Annotated in this window: 19 protein-coding genes; 12 read left to right on the forward strand and 7 right to left on the reverse strand. The window is 71.3% G+C overall.

What is annotated here, in order from left to right; all coding sequences use genetic code 11:
- Window positions 1-33: 33 nt before the first annotated feature.
- Complete coding sequence (locus ACFRKB_RS00595) at window positions 34-1,815, reverse strand: 3-hydroxyacyl-CoA dehydrogenase family protein (RefSeq protein ID WP_383102020.1); 1,782 nt, start codon at window positions 1,813-1,815, stop codon at window positions 34-36.
- 412 nt (window positions 1,816-2,227) lie between these two features.
- On the opposite strand from ACFRKB_RS00595, the gene ACFRKB_RS00600 reads away from it, so the two are divergent.
- The gene (locus ACFRKB_RS00600) at window positions 2,228-2,794 is read left to right on the forward strand and encodes an adenylosuccinate lyase (protein WP_383102022.1); all 567 of its coding nucleotides are present in this window, start codon (window positions 2,228-2,230) and stop codon (window positions 2,792-2,794) included.
- Between the two features lie 48 nt (window positions 2,795-2,842).
- Here the strand turns inward: ACFRKB_RS00600 and ACFRKB_RS00605 are convergent, their stop codons facing one another.
- Window positions 2,843-3,244, reverse strand: a complete 402-nt coding sequence (locus ACFRKB_RS00605; protein ID WP_383102023.1) for a RidA family protein — start codon at window positions 3,242-3,244, stop codon at window positions 2,843-2,845.
- Window positions 3,245-3,303: 59 nt separating this feature from the next.
- Window positions 3,304-4,398, reverse strand: a complete 1,095-nt coding sequence (locus tag ACFRKB_RS00610) for an Rv2578c family radical SAM protein (protein ID WP_383102024.1) — start codon at window positions 4,396-4,398, stop codon at window positions 3,304-3,306.
- A gap of 137 nt (window positions 4,399-4,535) precedes the next feature.
- Here ACFRKB_RS00610 and ACFRKB_RS00615 point away from each other — a divergent pair, with 137 nt between their 5' ends.
- From ACFRKB_RS00615 to ACFRKB_RS00655, 9 genes are all read left to right on the forward strand, one after another.
- The gene (locus ACFRKB_RS00615; protein WP_326609846.1) at window positions 4,536-4,991 is read left to right on the forward strand and encodes an SRPBCC family protein; all 456 of its coding nucleotides are present in this window, start codon (window positions 4,536-4,538) and stop codon (window positions 4,989-4,991) included.
- 274 nt (window positions 4,992-5,265) lie between these two features.
- Window positions 5,266-7,752 (forward strand): MFS transporter, encoded by a 2,487-nt coding sequence (locus ACFRKB_RS00620; protein ID WP_383102025.1) that lies wholly within the window; start codon window positions 5,266-5,268, stop codon window positions 7,750-7,752.
- Window positions 7,753-7,887: 135 nt separating this feature from the next.
- Complete coding sequence (locus ACFRKB_RS00625; RefSeq protein WP_383102027.1) at window positions 7,888-10,347, forward strand: ATP-binding SpoIIE family protein phosphatase; 2,460 nt, start codon at window positions 7,888-7,890, stop codon at window positions 10,345-10,347.
- A 95-nt stretch (window positions 10,348-10,442) separates the two neighbouring features.
- Window positions 10,443-11,162: a class I SAM-dependent methyltransferase gene (locus ACFRKB_RS00630; protein ID WP_383102029.1), complete on the forward strand. Its 720-nt coding sequence runs from the start codon at window positions 10,443-10,445 to the stop codon at window positions 11,160-11,162.
- Window positions 11,163-11,319: 157 nt separating this feature from the next.
- Entirely contained in the window at window positions 11,320-13,353 is a 2,034-nt protein-coding gene (locus ACFRKB_RS00635; RefSeq protein WP_383102031.1) for a GTP-binding protein, read from the forward strand.
- A 44-nt stretch (window positions 13,354-13,397) separates the two neighbouring features.
- Window positions 13,398-14,231, forward strand: coding sequence for a M55 family metallopeptidase (locus ACFRKB_RS00640; protein WP_383102033.1), 834 nt, complete (start codon window positions 13,398-13,400; stop codon window positions 14,229-14,231).
- Entirely contained in the window at window positions 14,224-15,573 is a 1,350-nt protein-coding gene (locus ACFRKB_RS00645; protein WP_383102034.1) for a M20/M25/M40 family metallo-hydrolase, read from the forward strand. The genes ACFRKB_RS00640 and ACFRKB_RS00645 overlap by 8 nt, the downstream gene beginning before the upstream one ends.
- An 11-nt stretch (window positions 15,574-15,584) precedes the next feature.
- On the forward strand, window positions 15,585-17,597 hold the full coding sequence (locus ACFRKB_RS00650; protein ID WP_383102035.1) for a S9 family peptidase: 2,013 nt from the start codon (window positions 15,585-15,587) through the stop codon (window positions 17,595-17,597).
- Window positions 17,594-18,526: a S66 peptidase family protein gene (locus ACFRKB_RS00655; RefSeq protein ID WP_383102036.1), complete on the forward strand. Its 933-nt coding sequence runs from the start codon at window positions 17,594-17,596 to the stop codon at window positions 18,524-18,526. Before ACFRKB_RS00650 ends, ACFRKB_RS00655 begins: the two co-directional genes overlap by 4 nt.
- 51 nt (window positions 18,527-18,577) lie before the next feature.
- On the opposite strand, the gene ACFRKB_RS00660 is transcribed toward ACFRKB_RS00655, so the two are convergent.
- The gene (locus ACFRKB_RS00660) at window positions 18,578-20,410 is read right to left on the reverse strand and encodes an acyl-CoA dehydrogenase family protein (protein WP_383102543.1); all 1,833 of its coding nucleotides are present in this window, start codon (window positions 20,408-20,410) and stop codon (window positions 18,578-18,580) included.
- Window positions 20,411-20,552: 142 nt separating this feature from the next.
- Here ACFRKB_RS00660 and ACFRKB_RS00665 point away from each other — a divergent pair, with 142 nt between their 5' ends.
- Window positions 20,553-21,116, forward strand: coding sequence for a GNAT family N-acetyltransferase (locus ACFRKB_RS00665; RefSeq protein WP_383102038.1), 564 nt, complete (start codon window positions 20,553-20,555; stop codon window positions 21,114-21,116).
- Between the two features lie 30 nt (window positions 21,117-21,146).
- Here ACFRKB_RS00665 and ACFRKB_RS00670 read toward each other — a convergent pair whose 3' ends face one another.
- Complete coding sequence (locus ACFRKB_RS00670; RefSeq protein ID WP_383102040.1) at window positions 21,147-21,482, reverse strand: DUF6204 family protein; 336 nt, start codon at window positions 21,480-21,482, stop codon at window positions 21,147-21,149.
- An 80-nt stretch (window positions 21,483-21,562) separates the two neighbouring features.
- Between ACFRKB_RS00670 and ACFRKB_RS00675 the strand changes: the two genes are divergently transcribed.
- Window positions 21,563-22,489 carry an arginase family protein gene (locus ACFRKB_RS00675; protein ID WP_383102042.1) on the forward strand — a complete coding sequence of 309 codons (927 nt, stop codon included), beginning with the start codon at window positions 21,563-21,565 and terminating at the stop codon, window positions 22,487-22,489.
- A gap of 39 nt (window positions 22,490-22,528) precedes the next feature.
- On the opposite strand, the gene ACFRKB_RS00680 is transcribed toward ACFRKB_RS00675, so the two are convergent.
- Together ACFRKB_RS00680 and ACFRKB_RS00685 are read right to left on the reverse strand one after the other, a co-directional pair.
- Window positions 22,529-22,891 carry a VOC family protein gene (locus tag ACFRKB_RS00680; protein WP_383102043.1) on the reverse strand — a complete coding sequence of 121 codons (363 nt, stop codon included), beginning with the start codon at window positions 22,889-22,891 and terminating at the stop codon, window positions 22,529-22,531.
- Between the two features lie 109 nt (window positions 22,892-23,000).
- Window positions 23,001-23,810, reverse strand: coding sequence for a methyltransferase domain-containing protein (locus ACFRKB_RS00685; protein ID WP_383102045.1), 810 nt, complete (start codon window positions 23,808-23,810; stop codon window positions 23,001-23,003).
- Window positions 23,811-23,852 lie beyond the last annotated feature (42 nt).

Genomic DNA, 23,852 nt, shown 5'->3' on the forward strand with positions numbered 1-23,852 from the left:
GAGCGCGCCTGCGGGGGCGGGCCGCCCCCGGAGTCAGCGCCGGGCATATTCCCTGAAGCCGCGGCCCGTCTTGCGGCCGAGGCAGCCCGCGGCCACCAGATGTTCGAGCAGCGGCGCCGGGGCCAGACCCGGGTCCCGGAACGCGCGGTGCAGGACCCGCTCGATGGCCAGCGAGACATCGAGGCCGACCACATCGAGGAGTTCGAAGGGCCCCATCGGATAGCCGCCGCCCAGCCGCATCGCGGCGTCGATGTCGTCCAGCGTCGCGTAGTGCTCCTCGACCATCTTGATCGCGTTGTTCAGATACGGGAAGAGCAGCGCGTTCACGATGAAACCGGCGCGGTCGCCGCAGTGCACGGGGTGCTTGCGGACGGCCGTGGACACGGCGTGGACGGTGGCCACGGTCTCGTCGGAGGTGAGGACCGTACGGACCACCTCGACCAGCTTCATCGCCGGGGCCGGATTGAAGAAGTGCATCCCGACGACATCCCCCGGCCGCGAGGTCGCGCGGGCGCAGGCGATCACCGGGAGGGACGAGGTCGTGGTGGCCAGCACCGCGCCCGGCCGGCAGACCTTGTCGAGCGTGGCGAACAGCCGCTGCTTGACCTCCAGATCCTCCGCCACCGCCTCGACGGCGAGATCCACCTCGGACAGCGCGTCGAGCGAGCCGGCCGGGGTGATCCGCGCCAGTGCCTCGGCACGCGTCTCGGCCGTCATCCGCCCCTTGTCGACCGAGCGGGCCAGGGACGCGGCGATACGGGAGACGGCGCCCGCGGCCTTCTCCGGGGTACGGGCGGCGAGCACGACGTCGTATCCCGCCTTGGCGAAGACCTCCGCGATACCGCTCGCCATCGTGCCGGAGCCCGCCACCCCCACCTCGCGGACGGGCCGCCCGGCGGCGCCCTCCCGGTCGGCCGGCGGGGTGAGCGCGTCCGGCACGACCGTGCCGCTGCCGGGCGCCTCGTACGTATAGAAACCGCGCCCGGACTTGCGGCCGGTCAGCCCGGCGTCGCTGAGCTGGCCGAGGACCGGCGCGGGGGCGTGCAGCCGGTCGTGCGACGCCGCGTACATCGCCTCCAGCACGGTACGGGCGGTGTCGACCCCGATCAGATCGAGCAGGGCGAGCGGCCCCATCGGCAGCCCGCAGCCCAGCCGCATCGCGGCGTCGATGTCCTCGCGGGAGGCGTACTTCGCCTCGAACATCGCGGCGGCCTGGTTGAGATAGCCGAAGAGCAGCCCGTCCGCCACGAAACCGGGCCGGTCGCCCACCGCGACCGGCTCCTTGCCCAGCTCCCGGGCGAGCGCGGTGACGGCCGCGACCGCCTGCGGCGAGGTGAGGACCGACGAGACCACCTCGACCAGCTTCATCGCCGGCGCGGGGTTGAAGAAGTGCAGGCCGAGTACGCGCTCGGGGTGCGCGGAGTCGGCGGCCAGCCGGGTCACCGACAGGGCGTTGGTGCCGGTCGCCAGGATCGTGGTGGGGCTGACGATCGTGTCCAGAGCGTGGAAGACGCGCTGCTTCGTCTCGTACGACTCCGGCACTACCTCGATCACCAGCTCGGCGTCGGCGGCGGCGCGCAGGTCGGAGAAGGTACGGAACCGCGCGAGCGCGGTCCGCCGCTCCTCCTCGCTGAGCCGCCCCCGCTCCACGGCCCGCGCGGTGGACGCGTCGAGCGCCCCGGCGGCCCGGATGGCGGCGGCGTCGCTGATGTCGATGCCGATGACCTCGTGGCCGGCCCGGGTGAGGACCTCGGCGATACCGGTGCCCATGGTGCCGAGGCCGACGACGGCGATGGTGGAGAGAGGGATGTCCATCACGGGACTCCAGGGGATGAGAGTGACGACTGGGGGCGCGCGGCGAGTGCCGGGCGCGGGGCGCGCGAAGGCGTGCGGTCGCGGGGGTGCGGCGGGGGTGTGGCGGCGGACTCTGTTCCGGAGTCGCGCCGTACACAGCCGTACAGAGCCGTACAGGCTGTACAACGCCGTACAGGCTGTACGCGGGCCGTGCTGAACCGACAGCACTCACGACGGCTGCGTCACCAGGCCGTCGAAACTCGCGGAGGTAATCCGCTCATCTGAGGCTAACCGACGGGTAACGAGCGCGCCATAGCTGGGGCGCTGTGCGCTGTGTCACGGACGGCCGGAATCGCTCGCTCAGGCGTGAAGTGGCCGGTGGGGCACGTCACTTGGTGCCGACAGCGCTCCGCCGGGTCGATACGCTGGGGGGATGGACGAGGACTTCCGCTCGCTCGCGGACCGGGTGCGGGACGAGTCCCGGGGCTCCGGCACCTGCGAGCGGCTGATCGCCACCGAGGATTCCGAGACCCTGGCCGGCGTCCTCGTCGCACCGGAACAGCCCCTGTGGGCACGGGAGATCGCGGCGTTCCGGCTCGGCTGCGCGGGGGACCGGCGGGCCTTCGAGACGCTGGTGCTGCTGCTCAACCACCGGGATCCGGAGCGCTGTGTCTCCGCCTCGTACGCGCTGGCACGGCTCGGCGACCCGCGCACCCCGAGAGCCGCCGCCGCGCTCGCCACCAACGGACTGCGCACGGCCTACGCGCTCCATCCCGTCCGGCTGCTCACCGAACTGCGCGCGCCCGAGTCCGTACCGGCGCTGATCAGTACGCTGGAACGGCTGCTGGCGCCCGATGAACCGTACTGGCGGGTGGCGCTCGCCTGCGTCGAGGGCCTGGGCCGCCTCGGCGACGACCGAGCGCGCCCGACCCTGGAAGCCGCCCGGCGTCACCCCAAACTGACCACCGCCGCGGCCGAAGCGCTCAACCGTCTCGCGTAACGCACCTCCGGCACGAAGCCCCCACCCACCCGGGGTGCGGGCGGGCGCTCAAGAAAGCGGGATGATCGCGAACGCCTCGATCTCCAGCAGCAGTTCCGGCCGGAACAGCGCGGCCACCTGGACCGCCGAGCTCGCCGGCGGGCGCGTCGTGTCGATCATCTCGTCCCGCGCCTCCCGTATCGCCGGGAGATGGGCGACATCGGTGACGAAGTACGTCAGCTTGACCACATCGTCGAACGAGGCGCCGGCCGCGGTGAGGCAGCGGCGCAGGTTCTCGAAGACCTGGCGTGCCTGGGCGGCCGGATCGCCGGTGCCCACGATCGCGCCGTCCTCGTCGAACGCGCACTGGCCGGAGACCGCGACGAACCGGCCCGTGCCCCAGACGACATGGCTGTAGCCGTTGCCCGGGGCGACACCGGCGGGGGCGCGCAGATGGGTGAGTTCCGTCATGGGGCCATCCTCGCCGACGCCACTGACAACGGGCCACGAGGGTGTCCTGACCGGCGCCGCTACAGCAGCGTGAGCTGCGTGGCGTCCGGTCCCGGGTCCGCCGCCGCCGGCCGGACCGGCCGGATCGGCAGGCCCGGGAGGGCCGGGTCCCGTGGCACGGTGATCCGCCGGGCCTCGCCCCGGCTCGCGGGGCCGATGCCGAACTCGTCGGCCAGTTCGTGCACCTGCCGGGTGATCCGGCGCTGGTACCACTTGGGCGCGTACGCCCCCTCCGCGTACAGCCGCTCGTACCGCGCCACCAGATGCGGATGGTGCCGTGTCAGCCAGGCCATGAACCACTCGCGCGCGCCCGGCCGCAGATGCAGCACGAGCGGGGTCACGGAGGTGGCGCCGGCCGCGGCGATCGCGCGTACCGTCGCCCGAAGTTGGTCGGGACCGTCGCCCAGGAAGGGGATCACGGGCGCCATCAGCACCCCGCAGCCGATGCCGTTGTCGCTCATCGCCCGTACGACGTCGAGGCGGCGCTCGGGCGAGGGCGTGCCCGGTTCGACCGTGCGCCACAGCTCCTGGTCGACAAAGCCGACGGAGACCGAGACACCCACCTCCGTGACGGCCGCGGCCTCCCGCAGCAGTTCCAGATCGCGCAGGATCAGCGTGCCCTTGGTGAGGATGGAGAACGGGTTCGCGTGGTCGCGCAGCGCGGTGATGATGCCCGGCATCAGCCGGTAACGCCCCTCCGCCCGCTGGTAGCAGTCGACATTCGTACCCATCGCGATATGGGCTCCCTGCCACTGACGGGAGCCCAGCTGGCGGCGTACCAGCTCCGGCGCGTTGATCTTCACCACGATCTGGGAGTCGAAGCCGAGCCCCGTGTCGAGATCCAGATAGCTGTGGGTCTTGCGCGCGAAGCAGTAGACGCAGGCGTGTGTGCAGCCCCGGTACGGGTTCACCGTCCATTCGAACGGCATGCGGGACGCGCCCGGCACCCGGTTCACGATCGAACGGGCCCGGATCTCATGGAAGGTGATGCCGCGGAATTCGGGCGTGTCGAAGGTACGGGTGGTCACGGCGTCCGTACCGAAGAGCGCGATGTCCCCGGTCGGCCCGGTCTGCCCGGTCGTCGAGGCGTTCTCGACCAGATTGTCCCAGCGCATGGGTGCCTCCTCGGTAGCACTGACCACAGAATAGAACACGTGTTCCCTTGATCGCCGCAACCCGGATTTGGGCGGGCGTACCGGAGGGTGGTTGGCTGGCCGCACCCCACCGGAAAACGAGTGCTGGAGGAAGAGAAATGGCGCAGGTCGAGGCCACGACGGAGCGAATCATCGCGGCGGACCCGGAGACGGTGTTCGATGCTCTGGCCGACTACGAGAACACCCGCGCGAAGCTTCTGCCCGGACACTTCAGCGAGTACGAGGTGCGGGAGGGCGGCGACGGCGAGGGCACCCTGGTCCACTGGAGGCTCCAGGCCACCAGCAAGCGCGTCCGCGACTGTCTGCTGGAGGTGACCGAGCCCAGCGACGGCCGGCTCGTGGAGAAGGACCGCAACTCCTCCATGGTCACGACCTGGACCGTCACCCCGGCCGGTGAGGGCAGCTCGAAGGCCGTCGTCACCACCGTCTGGGACGGCGCGGGCGGCATCGGCGGCTTCTTCGAGCGGACCTTCGCCCCCAAGGGCCTGGGCCGTATCTACGACGAGGTACTCGCGCGGCTCGCCAAGGAGACCGAGAAGGGCGCCACCGCCTGACACGCGTCCGAGTCCGCCCGACTTCGGGCACGTTGAGACCGCCTCCCGGCGGATAGTTGCCGGGGTCACCGTTTCGAGTGGTTTTCCCCGCGGCGCCGTAGCGCGCCCCCGCACCACGCGTCGCGGGAAAGCCCCTGATGGGCGCCTCGGCGTCAGCTCAACCGGTCAACCCGCCCTCGTCACAACCCCGTTCAGGGGAGAGCGGCCCGCTTGCTCCTGCTTGGCGCGCAATGCGAACAATGGCGCCGCGCAGGTGTGACGAGGGGAGCAGTACGTGGGCGGGACCACTCTGGTGAAGGACATCGGGAACGGTGTCGGAAGCGGCGCCGGCGGCGTCGGGAGCGATGCCGAGGAGGCCGCACAGGCCGCGTCGCTTCCCTCATCCGCCGCGGCCGGCCCGCCGCCCCCGCCCGCCGGCGGCACGGCCTCCGCCGAGGCCCTCAGCCCCCGCCGGGTGCGGCTGGTCTTCATCGGGCTGATGCTCGCCCTGCTGCTGGCCGCGCTGGAACAGATGATCGTGGCCACCGCGCTGCCGAAGATCGTCGGCGAACTCCAGGGCCTGGACCGGATGTCCTGGGCGATCACCGCGTATCTGCTCACCGCCACGGTCGGACTGCCGATCTACGGCAAGCTCGGCGACCTCTTCGGCCGCAAGGGCGTCTTCCAGTTCGCCATCGTCGTCTTCGTCATCGGCTCCGCGCTGGCCGGCTGGTCGCGCACCATGGACGAACTCATCGCCTTCCGCGCCATCCAGGGCATCGGCGCGGGCGGGCTGATGATCGGCGTCCAGGCGATCATCGCGGATATCGTGCCGCCCCGGGAGCGCGGGCGCTTCATGGGGCTGATCGGCGCGGCCTTCGGTCTCGCGTCCGTGGCCGGCCCGCTGCTCGGCGGATTCTTCACCGACCATGTCTCCTGGCGCTGGTGCTTCTACATCAACGTGCCCTTCGGGCTGATCACGCTCGCGGTCGTCACCGTCGTGCTCAAGCTCCCGAGGCCCACCGCCCGCGCCCGGCTCGACGTCCTGGGCGCGCTGCTGCTGGCCGTCTCGTCCACCTGCCTTGTCCTGCTGACCAGTTGGGGCGGTACGGAGTACGCCTGGGGCTCACGCGTCATCCTCGGACTGACCGCGGGCGCCGTCGGAACGGCCCTGCTCTTCCTGGTCGTTGAGCGCTTCGCCGCCGAACCGATCATCCCGCTGCGGCTGTTCCGCGACTCCGTCTTCAATATCACCAGCCTCGTCGGGGCGGTGGTCGGTGTGGCGCTGTTCGGCGCCGCCAGCTATCTGCCGACCTATCTCCAGATGGTCGACGGGGCCAGCGCCACCGAGTCCGGTCTGCTGATGCTGCCCATGATGGGCGGCGTCGTCATCGCCTCCATCGTCTCCGGACAGCTCATCAGCCGTACCGGCCGCTACAAGATCTATCCGGTGCTGGGCGGTGCGCTCTCGGTGGCCGGGATGTGGCTGCTGTCCCGGCTGGACACCGGCACGTCCCAGCTGGAGTGCGGTATCGCGCAGGCGGTCCTCGGCCTCGGGATGGGGCTGGTGATGCCCGTACTGATCCTCGCCGTGCAGAACTCCGTACCGCCCGCCGACCTCGGCACCGCCACCAGCGCCAACAACTACTTCCGGCAGATCGGCGGCAGCGTCGGCGCCGCCATCTTCGGCACGCTCTTCGCCAACCGGCTCGCCGACGCCCTCGCCGACCGGGTCCCCGCGGGTACGGGTCTCCCCGACGTCGAGTCCATCACCCCGCAGGCGGTCCACGCGCTGCCGCCCGCGCTGCGCGACGGCTATATCCAGGCGTACGCGGACGCCATGCCGCGGATCTTCCTCTATCTCGTGCCGGTGCTCGTCCTCGGCCTGTTGATCGCCTTCTTCCTCAAGGAGAAACCACTGGTGTCCCAGAACGTCCCGACCGCCGAGTCCGGCACCGTCCCCGCCGCGCGCAGCGCCTCCGCCCCCGGTATCCCCGCCGCGCCGGCACCGGCGCCGTACATCTCGGGCGTCGCCGTCTGCGGCACCGTGCAGCACTACGACGGCTCCACCGTGCCGCGCGCCGCCCTCACTCTCATCGACGTCCACGGCAAGCAGATCGGGCGCGGCGCGAGCGGCGAGGACGGACGGTACGCGCTGAGTGTGCCGGGCTCCGGTTCGTATGTGATGATCGCGGCGGCCGGCGGGCACCAGCCCCAGGCCGTCACGGTCACCGTGGGCGAACGCCCCGTCGAACTGGACGTGGTCCTCGGCGGTGCCGGGCGGCTCGCCGGGGCCGTGCTCACCGCGGACGGCACGCCCGTACGGGACGCTGCCGTGACCCTCACGGACGTACGGGGCGAGGTGGTGGCGAGCACCCGCAGCGGGCGCGAGGGCGCGTATGTGATCTCGGAGCTGGTGGCGGGCGAGTACACGCTGGCCGCGAGCGCCCCCGCCTTCCGGCCCGCCGCGCTGCCGGTCAGTGTGCAGGCGTCCCGGGAGACCCGGCAGGACATCGAACTGGCCGGCGGGGCGGTGCTGCGCGGCACCGTACGCGCCGGGGGCGGCCGTCCCGTCGAGGACGCGCGGGTCACCCTGCTCGACGCGGCGGGCAATGTGGTGGACACCCTCACCACCCACGCCGACGGCACGTTCCGGTTCGTGGATCTCTCGTCGGGTGAGTACACCGTGATCGCCGCCGGCTATCCGCCGGTGGCCACGGTGCTCCAGGTGGCGGGCGGTGGACGCACCGAACGCGATCTCCAACTCGGCCATGAGGACTGACTGAATTTCAGTCAACAGGGGGTTGTGCGCGGGCGCACTACTGATTAGTTCATTGCCCGGCGCATCCCCCTCGCCGGGCCGTACCGTGGAGGGCGGAGCCGCGGATCCTGGCGGCAGGGAAGGAGCCTCCCACCCATGGACAGTGGTGTTCCGCCCGGTGTTCCGCCGGGACCGTCGCGGCAGCGCCTCGCCGCGGCGGGCCGGATTCCGCTCGCCGTGGTCGTCGTGGACGGCGACGGCCTGGTCTCGCACTGGTCGACCGGCGCACGGAGACTTTTCGGCCATTCGAAGGACGAGGCGGTCGGTCAGCCGGCCGCCGACCTGATGCCGGTCGCCGGTGCTCTCGCCGCGGAGGAACGCGGCGTGGCGCACGGTGTGTACGACACGGACGGCGAGATCGAGGGCGGCCCGGAGCTGCACGGCCGGGGCTCCTACGCGACCGCGGGGTGCGCGGCGCTCCGCGAGCGGGGGCGTGACCGGCTCGACGTGGTGTGGTGGGCGTATCCGCTGATCGGCCCGGGACCGGGACGTCATCTCGTACTCGCCGCGGACGCGGCCCAGTTCACGGGTGACGGCGCGGACGGCCGGGCCGACACCCGGCGGATCTCCCCGGCCTTCGCCCTGCACACCGAGTTCCCGGACGCCGAGGCGCTGGCCCGGCGGCTGCCGGACATCCTGCCGAACATGGGCCCGGCCGAATCCAATCGCATCGTCGCACAGGTCCTCGAACTCGGCTATCCGGTCCTGGAGTTCAGTCACCACGACCGGGTGCCCGTCACTCCGGACTGGGGTGTGCCGAGGCGGCCCGCGGGTCGCGGCGGCCTGACGGATCCGGCGGAGGAGGACGGGAGTGCCCGGAGCCGGGCGGCGCCCCGTCCCGAGCTGGACCTCGAATACGCGGCGGTGCGCGAGCGGCTGGAGTTCCTGAACGAGGTCAGCGGCCGGATCGGCTCGTCCCTCGATCTCGCCCGTACCATCCGCGAGGTCACCAGCGCGGCCGTGCCCCGCTTCACGGACTTCGCCGGTACGCATCTGCGCGCCGCCGTACTCGCCGGTGAGGGGTTCCCGGACGGACCGCCCGATGTGACCACGGTCTGGCACCGGGTCTGGGTCGAGCACAACGACGAACCGGGCCGCTGGGACGACACCGTGCCCGTCGGCGAGGCCATCGCCTTCCCCGAACACACCCCGTTCTTCCAGTGCATGGTCACCGGTGAGCCGGTGCTCATCCCGCGGCTCAGCGAGGAGGCGGGCGACCGGATCTCCGCCGAGTTCGAGAAGCGCGATCTGCGCCCCCTCATCACCCACCGGTCGATGCTGCTCGTCCCGCTGAAGGCACGTGACGTGGTGCTCGGCTTCATGGTGCTGATGCGGCGGCCCGACCGGCAGCCGTTCGACGACATGGACCGTACGACCGGCGCGGAACTCGCCGCCCGCGCCGGGCTCGTACTCGACAACGCCCGGATGTACACGTACCAGGAGAATGTCGCCGAGACGCTCCAGGACAGCATGCTGCCGCAGGTCCCGCGGCACATGGCGGGGTGCGACATCGCCACCCGCTATCTGCCCGGCGCCCGGCTCGGCCGGATCGGCGGCGACTGGTTCGACTCCGTCAAACTGCCCGGATCGCGCACCGCGCTGGTCGTCGGCGATGTGATGGGCCATGGGCTCAACTCAGCCGCGATGATGGGCCAGTTGCGCACCGCCGTACAGACCATGGCGACCATGGAGATGCCGCCCGCCCAACTGCTCCGCAATCTGGACGACTTGGCGCAGCGGCTCGGCGAACTGTATCTGGCGACCTGTCTGTACGCGGTGTACGACCCGATCAGGTCCGAGCTACAGATCGCCAACGCCGGGCATATCCCGCCGGTCCTCGTCCACGCGGAGGACGGCAGGGCCGAGGTGCTCGATCTGCCCACGGGCGCCCCCATAGGGGTGGGCGGGGTGGCCTTCGAGACCGCGACCGTGAAGGTGGGGCCCGGTGACCGGCTGGTGCTCTGCACCGACGGTCTGGTCGAGGTGCGCGGGGCGGACATCGGGGACGGTCTGGCCGCGCTCTGCGCCTCGGCCGCGCACCCCGCCGCCTCGATGGACCACGCCTGCGACACCATCATCCGCGCGCTCAACACCCGTGAGGGGCGCAAGGACGATGTGGCGCTCCTGATGGCCAGGCTGAACGGCATCCCGGACAAGGACGTCGCGGAGTTCCACCTCGCCCTGGACCCGCGCGAGGTGGCCAGGGCCAGACGGCTGGTACGCGGGCAGCTGCTCGACTGGGAGCTGCCGGCCGCGGTGGAGACGGCCCAGCTGCTGGTCAGCGAACTGGTCACCAACGCCGTGAAGCACGCGCGGTCCCGGCGGGTCGGACTGCGACTGGTCCGTACGGACGCGCTGCTGTGCGAGGTCATCGACGACGAACCGGCCCCCGCGGCCCTCCTGAACGCGGGCACGGACGACGAGTTCGGCCGCGGACTGCGGGTGGTGAGCACGCTGGCCCGGGAGTGGGGCAGCAGCGGCTCGGCGGGCGGCAAGACGGTCTGGTTCGAACAGTCCCTGGCGCGAAAGGTACGGTCGCGGCCGAACGGAAGCTGACAGAAGCATCCGCCCCCTTGTACGTCGACCTGCGAAGACGGTAGTCCGGACGTGCACTGCCCGCCATCGGCGGGCCGGAACAGGGGAGGCCGTAAATGGATGTGTCGCAGCGTTACCGCGAGGCATGGGAAGGATTCTGGGCGGAGACCTCCGATACGCCGGGCGAGGCGATCTGGGACTCGGATCCGTCGTTCACCTCCGTACCGGACAGCGAACTGCTGCTGCCGTACGCCGACGTCACCCTGCCCGTGGTCGACCTCGGCTGTGGCAACGGCACCCAGACCCGTTATCTGGCCACCCGCTTCGCCCGCGCGATCGGGGTGGACCTGTCGCACGCGGCGATAGAGCACGCGCGGCGCGCCGACACCGCGAAGACCGTGGAGTTCGAGCAGCTGAACCTGGTGGACCAGGACGCGGTGCGCGCGCTGCGGGTGCGCACGGGCGACACCAATGTCTATATGCGCGCGGTCATCCACCAGAGCGAACCCCAGGACCGGGCGGCCGTGGCGGACGCGGTCGCGGAGCTGCTGGGGGAGCGGGGCCGGGCGTTCGTCGCCGAGCTGACCCCCGCCTCCAAGGCGGTGCTGCGGCAGGCCGCGGCGGGGCCGGGCGGCCCGCCCGCGAAGCTGCGGCGGGTCTTCGACCACGGGCTCAGGCCCGCCGACGCGGGGAGCGAGGAGGTGCCCGACCTGCTGCGCGCGGCGGGGCTGCGGATCCTGGCGGACGGGGACACCGCGCTGGTCCAGACGGAACGGCTGCCGGACGGCACCCGTATCGATCTGCCGGCCCGCTGGTACATCCTCGCCCGCGACTGAACAGCGAGGCCCGAGCCGCCCCGGAAACAGGTTGCCGTCCGGGGCGGCTTCTGCTGGAATCCCCGCGACAGCCGAACGATCAAGGAGAGCACCATGCGCCGAGCGTCCATGCCCATCCAGAAGGTCACCCCCGCCTATCTAGAGGACATGACGCTTGATGAATACGTTGAACCTGGGAATTCTGGCGCATGTCGACGCCGGTAAGACAAGTCTGACCGAGCGGCTGCTCTTCACCGCCGGTGTCATCGACGAGATCGGAAGTGTCGATGACGGCAGCACCCAGACGGATTCCCTGTCGCTGGAACGACAGCGTGGCATCACCATCAAATCCGCGGTCGTCTCCTTCGTCGTCGGCGACACCACGGTCAATCTGATCGATACCCCCGGCCACCCGGACTTCATCGCCGAAGTGGAACGGGTCCTCGGCGTGCTCGACGGCGCCGTGCTGGTCATCTCCGCCGTCGAGGGAGTTCAGGCCCAGACCCGGGTGCTCATGCGGACGCTGCGGCGGCTGCGCATTCCCACCCTGATCTTCGTCAATAAGATCGACCGCACCGGCGCGCACACCGAGCGGGTCCTGCGTGGTATTTCCGAGAAGCTCTCCCCCTCGGTGATCGCGATGGGGGCGGCCACCGGTCTGGGCACGCGCGACGCCCGGCCCGTGCCGTACGGCTCCGGCGACGCCGCGTTCACCTCGGCTCTCGCCGAACTGGTCGCCGACCACGACGACGCCCTGCTGGCCGCGTACGTGGACGACGCGACGGCGCTCCCGTACCACCGGCTCCGTGAAGAGCTGGCCGTCCAGACCGGACGGGCGCTCGTCCACCCGGTCTACTTCGGCTCGGCGATCACCGGCGCGGGCGTGGACGCGCTCACCGACGGGATCAGGGAGCTGCTGCCCAGGGCAGTGGGCGATCCCGAAGGGCCCGTCTCCGGCACCGTCTTCAAGGTGGAACGAGGCCCGGCCGGGGAGAAGATCGCATACGTACGGATGTTCTCGGGCACGGTAAGAACGCGCGACCTGCTGCGATTCCATCGCGATACCGGGAGCGATACGGCGGGCGATTCAGCGAACGAGGTACGGGACGAGGAGGACAAGGTCACCGCGATCAGTGTGTTCGAGCGGGGATCGGCCGTCCGGCGCGCGTCGGTCCACGCCGGGCGGATCGGAAAGCTCTGGGGCCTGAGCGATATCCGGATCGGCGACGAGATCGGAATTCCGCCCGCCACTCCCGCGGAGCGCCGCTTCTTCTCCCCGCCGACACTCGAAACAGTCGTCGTTCCCCGCCGCGCCGCCGACAAGGGAACGCTGCACGCCGCGCTCACCCAACTCGCCGAACAGGACCCGCTGATCAATCTGCGGCAGGACCGGATTCGACGGGAAATCTCCGTCTCGCTCTATGGAGAAGTGCAGAAAGAGGTCATCCAGGCAACACTGCTGGACGAATTCGGGGTCGATGTCACTTTCCGCGAGACCACGACGATCTGTGTGGAACGGCCCGCCGGCAGCGGAGCGGCCGTGGAGATCATGGGAAAGGACCCCAATCCCTTTCTCGCGACCGTGGGGCTGCGCGTCGATCCCGCCCCCGTCGGCGCGGGCGTGGAATTCCGGCTGGAGGTCGAGCTGGGGTCGATGCCGTACGCGTTCATGAAGGCCGTGGAGGACACCGTGAGGGAGTCGCTGGAGCAGGGGATCCACGGCTGGCAGGTCATCGACTGCGTGGTCACCATGACGCACTCCGGCTACGCGCCCCGGCAGAGCCACTCCCACGGCGTCTTCGACAAGAGCATGTCGAGCACCGGCGGCGACTTCCGCCATCTCACCCCGCTGGTGCTGATGAGCGCGCTGGAGCGGGCGGGCACCACGGTGTACGAGCCGATGCACCGCTTCCGGCTCGACCTCCCGGCTGACGCGCTCGGCGCCGTACTGCCCGTCCTGGGACGGCTGCGCGCCGTCCCGCGCACCTCGGCCGCGAACGGCTCCGCGTATCTGCTGGAAGGCGAGATTCCGGCGGCCCGGGTTCATGAACTGGAGCAGCGGCTGCCCACGCTGACCAGTGGTGAAGGTGTGCTCGAAGCATCCTTCGACCACTATGAAGCGGTACGCGACACCATCCCGGCCCGGCCCAGAACGGACCACAACCCGCTCAACCGCAAGGAGTATCTGCTGCATGTCGTACGACGGGTGTAACGTCCCGCCGACGACCGCCCCTCCCCACGCAGAACGGAGTACCTGTGAAGATCCTCATCAGCGCCGACATGGAGGGCGCCACGGGGGTGACCTGGCCGGGCGACGTCCTGCCCGGCACGCCGCAGTGGGAGCGCTGCCGCGCCCTGTTCACCTCCGATGTCAACGCCGCCGTGCTCGGGTTTCTCGACGGCGGCGCCGATGAGGTGCTGATCAACGAGGCGCACTGGTCCATGCGCAATCTGCTGCTGGAACGGCTCGACGACCGCGCCGAGATGCTGACCGGCCGTCATAAGACGCTGTCCATGGTCGAGGGCGTCCAGCACGGGGACGTCGACGGCATCGCCTTCGTCGGCTACCACACCGGCGCCGGTACGGAGGGCGTGCTCGCGCACACCTATCTCGCCAACTCCCTGACCGGCGTGTGGCTGAACGGCACCCGGGCCAGCGAGGGGCTGCTGAACGCGCATGTGGTCGCGGAGTACGGGGTCCCGGTGGTGCTGGTCACCGGCGACGATCTGACCTGCGTGGACGCGGAGGGTTACGCGCCGCGCGCCCGCAAGGTCGCCGTCAAGGACCATGTCTCGCGGTACGCGGCCGTCTGCCGGACCCCGGCCCGTACCGCCGCCGACATCCACGCCGCCGCCAAGGAGGCCACGGCCCTCGCCGGACGGTACGAACCGGTCGCGGGCGGCCCGTTCACCGTGGAGATGGAGTTCGACGCCGCGCATCTGTCCGACGTCGCCACGGTCGTACCGGGCGTGGCCCCCAGCGGGGAGCGCCGGGCCGCGTACACCTGCGGGACGATGTATGAGGCCATTCGTACCTTCAAAGCGGTCACGACGATCGTTTCGTCCGCCATGGAGGAGCAGTATGGCTGACATGACACCCACCGACAGCAGTGGCGCTCCCGGTACGGCCGCCCTCGACGAGGTGGTCGCGTTCACCTCGGACCTCATCCGTATCGACACCACCAACCGGGGCGGCGGCGACTGCCGCGAGCGGCCGGCGGCCGAATATGTCGCGGAGCGGCTCGCGGACGCGGGGATCGAACCGACGCTGCTGGAGCGGACCCCCGGACGCACCAACGTGGTGGCCAGGATCGAGGGCACCGACCCCTCGGCCGACGCGCTCCTCGTCCACGGCCATCTGGACGTGGTGCCCGCCGAGCCCGCCGACTGGACCGTGCACCCCTTCTCGGGCGAGGTCAGCGACGGGGTGGTGTGGGGGCGCGGCGCGGTCGACATGAAGAACATGGACGCGATGGTGCTGTCGGTCGTCCGCGCCTGGGCCAGGGACGGGATCCGGCCACGCCGGGACATCGTGCTCGCCTACACCGCCGACGAGGAGGCCAGCGCCGAGGACGGCTCCGGATTCCTCGCCGACCAGCACCCGGAGCTGTTCGAGGGGTGTACGGAGGGCATCAGCGAATCGGGGGCCTTCACCTTCCACGCCGGGCACGGTATGGCGCTCTACCCGATCGCCGCCGGAGAGCGCGGCACGGGCTGGCTGAAGCTCACCGCCCGCGGCCGGGCCGGGCACGGCTCCAAGGTGAACCACGCCAACGCGGTCAGCAGGCTCGCCGCCGCCGTCGCCAGGATCGGCAACCACCTCTGGCCGGTCAGGCTCACCCCGACCGTACGGGCCGCCCTCGCCGAACTCGCCGCGCTCCACGGCATCGACGCGGATCCCTACGCCGAGCACTTCGACACGGAGGGACTGCTCGGCAAGCTCGGCCCGGCCGCCGCGCTGGTCGAGGCGACGATAAGGAACAGCGCCAACCCGACCGTCCTGGAAGCCGGTTACAAGGTCAATGTGATCCCGGGCCAGGCCATCGCCTATGTCGACGGGCGCATGGTGCCCGGCGGCGAGGAGGAGTTCCGCACCACCCTGGACCAGCTCACCGGACCGGATGTGGAATGGGAGTTCCACCACCGGGAGGTGGCCCTCCAGGCGCCGGTCGACTCGCCCACGTTCGCCAAGCTGCGCGCCGCCGTCGAACGCTTCGACCCGGCCGGCCATGTGGTGCCGTACTGCATGTCGGGCGGGACGGACGCGAAGCAGTTCTCGCGGCTCGGTATCACCGGCTACGGCTTCTCGCCGCTCAAGCTGCCCCCCGGCTTCGACTACCAGGCGCTGTTCCACGGCGTGGACGAGCGGGTGCCCGTCTCGGCGCTGCACTTCGGCGTCCGTGTCCTCGACCACTATCTCAAGTCCGCTTAGGAGCCTGGCTGATGCTGTCCATGGGGGCCTACGGAACGTGGCCGTCACCGATCGACGCGGCGCTGGCCGCCTCGCACGACGGGCGCCCCGAGTACGTGGGGGTGGTCGGTGACGAGGTGTGGTGGACGGAGCCGCGTCCCGCCGAGGCCGGCCGGCGCGCGCTCGTACGGCGGCGGGCGGACGGCCGCGAGGAGTCGCCGCTGCCGGCCCCGTGGAACGTCCGCAGCCGCGTCATCGAGTACGGCGGGGTCCCCTGGGCGGGCGCCACCCGCCCGGACGGCGGCCCGCTCATCGTCTTCGTCCACTTCCCCGACCAGCGGCTGTACGCGTACGAGCCGGACGGCGGCGGTGAACCCCGGCCGCTCACCCCGGTGTCCGCGACCGGCGGGGGACTGCGCTGGGCCGATCCGCGGCTCCTCCTCGGCCGCGGCGAAGTCTGGTGCGTACTGGAGGAGTTCACCGGCGAGGCGCCCACCGACGTACGGCGGGTGATCGCGGCCGTTCCGCTCGACGGCTCGGCCGCCGAGGACCGCACGGCCGTACGCGAGCTCTCCGACGACCGGCACCGCTTCGTCACCGGGCCCCGGCTCTCGCCCGACGGGCGGCAGGCCGCCTGGATCGCCTGGGACCACCCGCGGATGCCCTGGGACGGCACGGAGGTGATACTCGGCGAGGTGCCGGAGAGCGGGCCCTTCACCGGCGTCAGGGCCGTTGCCGGGGGCACCGACGAATCGGTCGCGCAGGTCGACTGGGCGCCGGACGGCTCGCTGCTCCTCGTCTCCGATCTCAGCGGCTGGTGGGAGATCCAGCGCATCCGTCCCGAGGCCCTGGGGCGGAGGGGAGCCTCCGGTGTCATTCCGGGCACCAGCCTCTGCCCCGGTCGCGGGGAGGAGTTCGGCGGACCGCTCTGGAAGATCGGCCTCCAGTGGTTCCACCCCATGGAGAACGGGCTGATCGCCGTCATCCACGGCAAGGGTTCCACCGCGCTCGGCGTACTCGACCCCGCGACCGGCGAAGTGGTGGACGCCGCCGGGCCCTGGACCGAATGGGCCGCCACCCTCGCCGTCCAGGGCGACCGCGTGATCGGCGTCGCGGCCAGCCCGCGCAGCGGGTACGAGATCGTGGAGCTGGACACCGGTACGGGACACGCCCGGGTGATCGGCGCGGCGCACCGGGACCCGGTGGACCCCGCCTACTACCCCGAGCCCCGGATCCGTACCTTCACCGGGCCCGACAACCGCGAGATCCACGCCCATATCTATCCGCCGCACAGCCCCGACCACAGCGCGCCCCACGAAGAGCTACCGCCCTATGTGGTGTGGGCCCATGGCGGACCCACCGGCCACGCCCCGCTCGTCCTCGATCTGGAGATCGCCTACTTCACCTCGCGCGGCATCGGCGTCGCCGAGGTCAACTACGGCGGCTCCACCGGCTACGGGCGGGCCTACCGCGACCGGCTGCGCGAGCAGTGGGGCGTGGTCGATGTGGAGGACTGCGCGGCCGTCGCCTCCGCGCTCGCCGCCGAAGGCACCGCCGATCCGGCCAGACTCGCCGTACGTGGCGGCAGCGCGGGCGGCTGGACCACCGCCGCCTCCCTCACCTCCACCGATGTCTACGCCTGCGGCACCATCAGCTATCCGATCCTCGATCTGCTGGGCTGGGCCACCGACGAGACCCATGACTTCGAGTCCCAGTACCTCGAATCGCTGGTCGGCCCGCTCGCCGAGGTCCCCGGCCGCTACCGGGACCGCTCACCGCTGCACCACGCGGACCGCGTCAGCGCGCCGTTCCTGCTGTTGCAGGGGCTCGACGATGTGATCTGCCCGCCCGCGCAGTGCGAACGGTTCCTGGAGCGGATGGCCGGACGCGGCGTACCGCACGCGTATCTCGCCTTCGAGGGCGAGGGGCACGGCTTCCGCCGGGCCGACACGATGGTCAGCGCGCTGGAGGCCGAACTGTCCCTGTACGCCCAGACGTTCGGCGTCGAGCGTACCGACATCCCCCGGCTGGAGTTCCGCGGATGACGCTCACCCCCCTGACCCGGCCCGCGCGACTGCGGGCCGGGGCCCGCGTCGCCGTCGTGGCGCCCAGCGGCCCCGTGCCCGCCGAGCGGCTCGAAGCCGGGCTGGACATCCTGCGCGGCTGGGACCTCGATCCCGTCGTCGCGCCGCATGTCCTCGACGTTCATCCCCGGCTCGGCTATCTCGCCGGGCGGGACGAGGACCGCGCCCGCGACCTCCAGGACGCCTGGTGCGACCCGGCCGTCTCCGCCGTCCTCTGCGCCCGGGGCGGCTACGGAGTCCAGCGCATGGCCGATCTGCTCGACTGGACGGCGATGCGGGCGGCGGGCCCCAAGGTCTTCGTCGGCTACAGCGACATCACCGCGCTGCACGAGGCGTTCGCCCGGCGCCTCGGCCTGGTCACGCTGCACGGTCCGATGACCGCCGCGATGACCTTCCTCAAGGACCCCGGGACACAGGAGTCGCTGCGCGCCACGCTCTTCGAGCCCGAGTCGGTGCGCACTCTCGGCCAGGACAGCGCCCGGGGGCTGGTGCCCGGCCGGGCAGCGGGCGTCACCCTCGGCGGCTGCGTCAGCCTGCTCGCCGCCGAACTCGGCACCCCGTACGCGCGCCCCTCGGCGGCGGGCGGGCTGCTGATGATCGAGGACGTCGGCGAGGAGCCGTACCGACTCGACCGTATCCTCACCCAACTGCTGCGCTCCGGCTGGCTGGACGGCGTCGCGGGGATCGGACTCGGCTCCTGGGCGGAGTGCGGACCGTACGAGGACGTCAGGACGCTGCTCCTCGACCGGCTCGGCGGGCTGGGTGTACCGGTCGTGGAGGAACTGGGCTTCGGGCACGGCGAGTCGAACCTGACCGTGCCGCTGGGCGTGCCCGCCGTACTGGACGCGGAGAGCGCCACCCTCACCCTGGACGTGCCCGCCCTTGTCTGAACCGGGAGGGCCGGACTTACTCGTCCAGGATGAGGGTGGCGGGGGGGCCGCTCAGTCCGTGTGGCCTTCCGGAACGCGGCCCATGGCCTCCGGATGGCTGATCGGGTGGTCGAGCAGGACCTCGTCGGCGATGGCGAAGCCGTGGGTGAGCGTCCGGGCGTGGGGAGCCAGCTCGATGACCGCGTCCTCCGCCAGGTCGGGGAGGTGTCTCACCTGGTCGGCCGTCAGCCGCCCTTCGGCCAGCAGGTCCCCGCTGTGGGCGGCGATACGGCGCAGCGCGAAGAGCCGGTGCAACGCGTGCAGGAGATGCCGCGCCCCCGGCTCGCCGGCCTCCTCGGCGGCGGTCAGCAGCGACTCGGCCGCCCGGCGGTGGGCGTGCGCGTCGACCAGTTCGAGGGCGGGTGTGACCGTCGCGTTCCACCGGTTGAGCGGGTTGCCCGCCTTGGCGCCGCGCAGCTTGGTCCGGGCCCGCTGGTGCCAGACGCTCTCGATGTCCGCCAGGAGGTCCTGGAGGAAGGCCGGATCCCTGAGATCCCGGTCCCCGGGCGCGAGGGCGCTCGGCTGCTTCGGGGTGAAGTGTCCGAGAAGCATCTCCCCGGCCGCCTTGACCCAGATGACAAGGTTGTCACCTTCCGCCGTGATGGTGCCCTCATTGGCCGTCAGCTGGCCGGCGATGCCATTGGCGAGGAACAGCCCCTGGGCGCCGCACCGTTCGCGGCACTCCGTCATGACGGCGCGGGCCCGCCAGGTGATCCAGCCCTTGGCGACGGCCGCCAGACGCTCACCGTCCTCACGCTCCGCCTCCGTCGCCTCGGTCCACTGCCGCACGGCCGTGCGGTGCAGCAGCGTCGCGGCGTAGGTCGTGGCGAGGGCGTCGAGCAGCGGGGTGTGGTGGCTGCGATGGGCGAACAGCGGCACGGACCCCCCGGCGGTGACACCGGAGGTGTGCCGGGTGTGGGCATGGCGTACGGCGACGGCCAGCGCGTGGCGGGTGACCCCGAGGCTGTAGGCGCTCATGCAGAGCTTGCCGGCGGTGACCCGGCCTATGGAGTGCAGGAAGCGCTTACGGGGGCTGCCGATCTCGCTGCTGAAGACGCCGTCCCGGGTGAGCCGGCCGTGGCCGGACTGGAGAAGCGCCTCATGGGGCAGCCGGACGTGCTCGAAGGAGGTGACGCAGTGGTCCACCGGGCTGGTGGCCGTCTGCGGCAGCCTGCGTATCTCCACCCCCGGCAGCGGACCCCCGGTGTCGTCGCTGAGCGGCGTCAGGAAGAGGAAGACGCCCCGGTCCTTGCCGTCCGTGATCAGCCGGGCCGCCACGACACCGGTCTTGGGGCCGCCGGTGGAGCTGGTGTTCGGCATGAACTTGGCCGCGGCCGGTGACGGCGTGTGCAGGACGAAGCCGCCGGTCGCCGGGTCGAAGGTGGCGGTCGTCTCCAACTGGGAGGCGCTGTTGCCGTGTCCGGCCTCGGTACACAGGAACGTACCGGTACGCCGCAGTTCGGTGAAGGCGCGCAGATCACGCTCTCCGTCGGCTCTGTGATCGAGAAGACTGCCGAGGAAGAGGTTGTAGTGAATGCTCGCGACTGTCGTTAATCCCGCGTCCACCGGGCCCGCCCACTCATGGAGCGCGCCGAGCCGCTCCACGTCGACGACGAGATCCTCGGGGCTGTCGATCGCGTCATTGACGAGCCGCAGCCGCTCGTAGGACAGCGCGGCACGCTCCCGCGGTGTCAGCCCCTCGCGGTAGCGGAATGGCCCGGTGCTGAAGAGTTTCCGCCAGGGCTGGTGGATGTCTTCGAACCGTTCGCCAAAGAGGGCACGGGTCAGCGCCTCGGCGGCCGGGGAGTCCTGAACACGAGGAAGCGGGGAAGCGGAATTCACCATAGTCACAGGGCGGAACGCTAACCCAGCTGGCAGTCACGCCCGGTGTGATGATCAACACGCATGACGGGAAAGCCGGAAACGTTTGGCCGACCGGCTTCCGAGCCACAGGATCGGCCGTCCGGAGATCACGTAGGCTGGCGCGGTGCCCGAGCTTCCCGAACGGCGAGTCCTCGCCATCGCCGAAGGCCCCCGCACGTTCGTACGCGCCTACCGCCCCGAGGACGCCCACGAGTTCACGTCGCGTGTCCGCGAGAGCCAGGAGCTGCACAGGCCCTGGCTGTTCCCGCCCGCCGACACGGAGGCGTACGCCGACCACGCGCGCCGGTTCACCGAGGATCCCAGCAGGGAGGGCTATCTCGTCTGTGCCCGCGAGGGCGGCGGGATCGCGGGATTCGTCCATATCAACAACATCGTCCACGGCGCCTTCCGGTGCGGCGCGCTCGGATACGGCGCCTTCGCGCACGCCGCGGGCCGGGGCCTGATGACGGAAGGGCTCGGGCTGGTCGTGCGGCACGCGTTCGGCCCGCTGGGACTGCACCGGCTGGAGGCCAATGTGCAGCCTGCGAACATCGCGTCCCTCGCGCTGGTCCGGCGCGTGGGCTTCCGACTGGAGGGCTACTCGCCGGACTTCCTCCATATCGATGGCGCGTGGCGCGACCACGAGCGCTGGGCGATCACGGTGGAGATGATGGACCAGGAGAGCTGACGCCCATGAGCCTCCGCGACCGCCCGCCGCTCAGCGGCCCTTGCGGTTGATCTTCATGGTGTCCATGTCGGTCACCGTGGACCGCAGTTCGCCATGGCCGCAGCCCAGGGCCTTCAGCGCCGCCTCCGCGCGGTCCTCGGCGAGCGCGCCGGCCATCTCCTCGCCGTCCGCCGCGTCCGAGACCACCACGTAGCGGTAACTGAAGTGCCGCAGCGCCCTGTCGTACGTGAGCGAGCCCTCCGGGGTGAACCGCATCTGCGTCAGACCGTGCTCGTCGACCTCCGCGAGCAGCCGGGCGCGGTCCTCGTCCGTCAGTCCGTCCCATGTGCCGCGCACGATCACCCGGTAGGTGTGCTGAGTGGTCATCCCGCTGCCCGCCCTCTTCCGTTCCCGCTGTTCCGTGAAGTCGTTTGTGGCCGAAGCCTACGGTGGTGAGGATGGTTCGCATGCGGAATATCGTGGTGATCGACGCGCCCTCCAATCTGGGGCTCCGGCCCCCCGCCCCCGGTGCCGTGCCCGGGTGCTACAAGCTCGCCGGTGCCCTGCGCGAGCAGCGGATCGTCCAGCGGCTCGGCGCGTTCGAGGGCGGGGTGGTCGTCCCGCCGCGCTATGACCGCGGCGACTGGCGGGAGGGCGACGGCGTCTTCAACGCGGCGGCGATCGCCGCGTACACGCCCCGGCTCGCCGACCGGATCGAGCACCATGTCAGGGCAGGGGACTTCCCGCTCGTGCTGGGCGGCGACTGCTCCATCCAGCTCGGTGCCTCGCTCGCGCTGCGCCGCATGGGACGGTACGGGCTGGCCGCCATCGACGGCTCGGCCGACTTCCGGCACGCGGGCAACTCCGAGAACATCGGCGCGGCGGGCGGTGAGGAGCTGGCGATCGGCACCGGCCGGGGCCAGCGGGATCTGAGTGACCTGGAGGGACTGCGTCCGTATCTGCGGGACGAGGACGTACGGCTCTTCGGGATCCGGGACTACGACGAGGACCGCGCGGAGCTCGCCCGGCTGAGGATCCCGACCGTGACGGTCGGCGAGCTGCGCGAGTGGGGCGCGGCGGAGCTGGCCGGAGCCGTGCTCCAGACGCTGGAGACGCCGGTCACCGACGGGTTCTGGGTCCATCTCGACGCGGATGTGCTCGACCCCGAGGTGATGCCCGCGGTCGACAGCCCGGACGCGGGCGGCCTGATGCCGGACGAACTCGCCGTACTGCTGCGGGCGTTGGTGCGCTCCGAGCGCTGCGTCGGGCTGAACGTGACCATCTACGATCCGGACCTCGACCCGGACGGGACGGCGGGGGCGCTGCTCGCGGATCTGGTGGTGGGGGCCTTCACCGACGAAGGGCCCCCGGCCACCGCTGACCGGCCCCGCTGACCGGCCCGGTTGATTCAGCCCGTCGCTCGGCCCCGTTGATCAGCCCGGTGTCGGGTCGGCTCTGCGGTCGACGTACTCGAAGACCGAACCGTCGGGGTGCAGGGCGATCACATTGCGCCCCACCGGCGTCGGCACCGGGCCCGCGACGATATGCGCCCCGACGCCGGTGAGGACGGTGATCGCCTCGTCGACGTCCTTGACGGCGATCGTGGCCGTGACCTTGCGCAGGACATCGATTTCCGACGCGGGGCCGCTCATGAGGAGGAAGCAGCCGACGGCGGCGACGGAGACCCCACCGCGCTCGAAGCGGAGCGCGGGGCTACCGGTGAGGCGTTCGTAGAACACCACCGAGGTCTCCAGGTCGTCGACGCAGATGCGCAACGTGGTTCCCAGGATTTCCATGCGCACCAGGGTAGTTGGCCGTGCCGGGACGCGTGATCGATTCGGGCGGCCGGGACCGGGTACGTGGAGGCTTCCGCGACCCGGGCTCGTACGCTCGTACGTGACCGGTTCACACCCGGCAGAGGATCTCGCCGTGCGGGACCATGAACCAGCCGTCCTCGGCGGCGCCCCACTCCCGCCACGCCCCGGCGATCCCGTCCAGCCGCTCCGGTGTCGCATGGCCGCCGCCGACCGCCAGACCGGCATAGCCCGAGGCGGTCGTGCGCTCCGCCCACAGGCCGCTCCACCAGGCGCGCTCGCCGGGCGTGGCGAAGCACCAGGTGGCGGCGGTCGAGGTGATGTCGGTGAAGCCGGCCCGCCGCGCCCAGGACAGCAGCCGCCGCCCGGCGTCCGGCTCCCCGCCGTTGGCGCGCGCCACCCGGCGGTACAGCTCCTGCCAGCCGTCCAGCGCCGGTACGTCGGGGAACCAGGCGAAGGCGCCGTAGTCCGCGTCGCGCGCCGCCACGACCCCGCCGGGCCGGCACACCCGGCGCAGCTCGCGCAGGGCCTGTACGGGATCGCCCACATGCTGGAGGACCTGATGGGCGTGGACGATGTCGAAGGAGTCGTCGGGGAAGTCCAGCGCGTGGACATCGGCGACCGCGAAGCGGACATTGTCCACGCCGGCGGAGGCCGCCGCCTCCCGTGCCCTGTCGAGGACGTCCTCGGCGGCGTCGACGGCCGTGACCGTGCCCGGGGCGACGAGCGCGGCCAGATCGGCGGTGATGGTCCCGGGGCCGCAGCCGACATCCAGCAGGTCCTGGCCGGGACGCAGTTCGGCGAGGAGGTACGCCGCGGAGTTGGCGGCGGTGCGCCAGCGGTGCGAGCGCAGCACCGACTCGTGGTGCCCGTGGGTGTAGACCGCGGTCTCCTTCGGCATGGCGGGACTCCCTCTCGTGACGTGGTCCGGCCACGGTACGCC

The sequence above is a fragment of the Streptomyces scopuliridis genome, from assembly GCF_042790125.1.
GTDB classification, from domain to species: Bacteria; Actinomycetota; Actinomycetes; order Streptomycetales; family Streptomycetaceae; genus Streptomyces; species Streptomyces scopuliridis_A.